Genomic DNA, 2,947 nt, shown 5'->3' with positions numbered 1-2,947 from the left:
GGCATGGGCTGGTGCCAGGGACGCATCTGCTCGCCCGCGACGCCGGGCGAGCAGATGCGTCCCTGGCACCAGCCCATGCCCGCGCGTGTCAGAAGCTTGACGGTGCGCAGGTCGGTGGCGCCGAGGTCGGAGACCGATTCGCGCACGGACGCCGCGGTGACCTCCTCGCAGCGGCAGAGCACCGTCTCATCCGTGACGCGGCGTTCCCAGTCCGCCGGGTCCGTGTACGTGGTCTGAATCACCTCGGCGAACGCGGTGAGCCGGCGCCGCCTGGTCTGCTTCGCGGCGAGGCCGGCCGGCGCCCGATCGCGCAGCCGCGCGGCGGCCGAGCGTCCGGCGATCTCGCCCTCGGCCTGCGACAGCGACGCGCCGCCGATCCCGGTCGTCTCGCCGGCCGCCCACAGGTTCTCGACGCCGGTGCGCTGCTCCGTGTCGACGGCGACCGAGCCGTCGGCGGCGAGCCGGGCGCCGAGCGTCTGCGCGATCTCCGTGTGCGGCAGCATCCCGTGGCTCACGGCCAGCGCATCGCACGCGATCCGCCGCTCACGTCCGTCCGGCCCCGCGAGGGTGACGGCTTCCACCCGGTCCTCGCCGTGCGCGGCGGTGATCGAGTGCCGGAACCGGATGCGCACGCCGTGCCGGGTAAGTCGAGCCGCGTAGCCCGCGCCCTCGATCAGCTTCTCGCCGTTGCGGACGAGCGCGGCAGCGTGCCGGGCGAACGCGCGGGGATCGGAGGAGTCGTAGAGCCCTGCGACATCGGCGCCCGCGGCGGCCAGTCCCGAGGCGACCGGCAGCAGCAAGGGCCCCGATCCGGCGACGACCACGCGACGACCCGGCAGCGCGAGGCCCGCCTTCAGCATCGCCTGCGCGCCGCCCGCCGTCAGCACGCCGGGCAGCGTCCACCCGGGGAACGGCAGCACGCGCTCGTAACCGCCGGTCGCGAGGACGAGCCCGCTCGCCGCCACCGTCTCCGAGGTCGTCTGCTCGGGGCCGACCAGCGCGTGGATGCGGAAGCCGCCCGGCTCCGCCGCCTCGGCACCGTCGCCCGGCTCGACGCTCCACACGTGCCGCTCCGTCAGGAACGTGATCCGGCCCGCCGACCGGTGATCGGCGAGCCGGTCACGCAGCGACGTCCACGTCGACCACGCGTGATGCAGCCGCTCCGGCCGCCGCGCGCGCAGCCGGCGCGCCGTCTGTCGGTAGAACTGGCCTCCCGCCTCCGGTGCGCCGTCGATCAGCGCGACCAGCAGGCCGCCGTCCGCAGCCGTCAGCGCGGCCGCGAGACCGCCCGGCCCCGCGCCGACGACCGCCAGGTCATACCGGGTCATGGCCGTCACCCCGCTGAGTCGTGATCGCATCGCCGGGCCGCGCGGGCACCAGGCACGCACGCTGATTCGGCACGCCGTTCACCGTCACCAGGCAGTCGAAGCACGCGCCGATCCCGCAGAACACACCGCGCGGCCGCCCGTCCACCCGCGTCGTGCGCCAGGAGGCGATCCCCGCGGACCAGAGCACGGCCGCGACCGTCTGGCCGGGCAGCGCGTCGAGGGTGCGGCCGTCGAACGCCACCCGGAACGCCGGTTCGGGCTGCGCCTCGACGAGCGCCAGGGGAGTGCGCCGCCTCTTGCCCGCGCGCGTCATGCGTCCACCGCTCCTTCGTCCGCGATTTCGCCGTCCGTGGATCCGTCGTCGGCGATTTTCTCGTCCGCGAAGCGCTCGTCCGTGAAGCGCTCCGGCCGGAACGGCGCCACATCCAGTTCGGGCCGCTGCCCGGTGAGAAGAAGGCTGATGAGATGCCCGGTCGCCGGAGCCAGGCCGATACCCGCGCCTTCGTGTCCGCACGCGTGCACGAGACCCGGCGCCCGCGGGTCGGGCCCGATCGCGGGCAGGTGGTCCGGCAGGTACGGCCGGAACCCGAGATAGCTTCGCATGACCCTGACGTGCGCCAGCGCCGGGAACAGCTCGATCGCCCGCCGCGCCAGCAGCCGCGCGACCTCGAGGGAGAAGGTCCGGTCGAACCCGACGCGCTCGCGGCTCGCCCCGATCAGCACCGGCCCGGCCGCCGTGCCCTCGACGACCGCCGAGGCCTGGAGCGCGGCCGAACTGCTGGCTACGTCGGCGACGTAGTCCGCCGCGTACACCTTGTGCCGCACGAGCCGGGGGAGGGGCTCGGTGACCAGGACGAATCCGCGCCGCGGCAGAACAGGAAGACGGACGTCCGCGAGCTTCGCGATCTCGCTGCCCCACGTGCCCGCCGCGTTGAGCACCCAGGAGGCGCGCAGCGTGCCGCGATCGGTCACCACGCCGGTGACCTCGCCGCCCGCGCCTCGGGTCAGGCCGGTGACGGTCGTGCCCGTGTGCAGGGTCGCCCCCATCCGCCGCGCGTCGCGGATCAGCAGCGCCGCGGCCCGCGCCGGCTGCACCTGCGCGTCCTGCGGATAGTAGAAGCCGCCGGCCAGCAGCCGGGAGAGATGCGGCTCCAGCCCGGGAAGCGCGTCCGCCGCCACGGACTCCGCCTCGACCCCCGAGCGACGCTGCTCCTGCGCGAACGCTTCGAGCGCTGCGAAGCCCTCCGGCCGCGCCGCCACGACGAGGCCGCCCTTCGCCTCGTACTCGATGTCCGCCGCGAATCCCGCCTCCTCGGCCAGTTCGCGCCACAACCGCGTCGAGAGCATCGCGAGATCCAGCTCGGGCCCCGGCTCCTTGTCCGAGACGAGCAGGTTGCCCTCGCCGGCCCCCGTCGTCCCGCCCGCGACCGCGCCCCGGTCCACGACCGCGACCCGCAGCCCGGCCCTCGCGGCATACCAGGCGCACGCCGCACCGGTCATCCCGGCGCCGACGACCACCAGATCGCACTCCCTCGGCAACTCCACGACAGTAAAATGTCACATGTCGCACTGCCTGCCAAGTCCCGTCGTACTTGCCCGTCTCCCCGGCCGTAGTTACC

General features: G+C 74.5%; 3 protein-coding genes. All 3 read right to left on the bottom strand.

What is annotated here, in order from left to right; translation table 11 throughout:
• The coding region (locus KDK95_RS34280) for an FAD/NAD(P)-dependent oxidoreductase (protein ID WP_212522529.1) at window positions 1–1,328 on the bottom strand (1,328 nt) is incomplete at its 3' end.
• Window positions 1,315–1,641 (bottom strand): (2Fe-2S)-binding protein, encoded by a 327-nt coding sequence (locus KDK95_RS34275; protein ID WP_212522528.1) that lies wholly within the window; start codon window positions 1,639–1,641, stop codon window positions 1,315–1,317. The genes KDK95_RS34280 and KDK95_RS34275, both read right to left, overlap by 14 nt.
• Window positions 1,638–2,828, bottom strand: coding sequence for an NAD(P)/FAD-dependent oxidoreductase (locus KDK95_RS34270; protein WP_212522530.1), 1,191 nt, complete (start codon window positions 2,826–2,828; stop codon window positions 1,638–1,640). The genes KDK95_RS34275 and KDK95_RS34270 overlap by 4 nt, the downstream gene beginning before the upstream one ends.
• Window positions 2,829–2,947 lie beyond the last annotated feature (119 nt).

It is taken from the genome of Actinospica acidithermotolerans, assembly GCF_018139625.1.
Lineage (GTDB): Bacteria > Actinomycetota > Actinomycetes > Streptomycetales > Catenulisporaceae > Actinospica > Actinospica acidithermotolerans.
Note: the sequence above shows the minus strand (reverse complement) of the source record. Positions and strands in the feature narration are given on the sequence as shown.

What these genes read in the sequence shown, in the direction of transcription:
- KDK95_RS34275 (WP_212522528.1), bottom strand. Translation starts at nt 1,641, where the DNA reads ATGACGCGCGCGGGCAAGAGGCGGCGCACTCCCCTGGCGCTCGTCGAG.
- KDK95_RS34270 (WP_212522530.1), bottom strand. Translation starts at nt 2,828, where the DNA reads ATGACCGGTGCGGCGTGCGCCTGGTATGCCGCGAGGGCCGGGCTGCGG.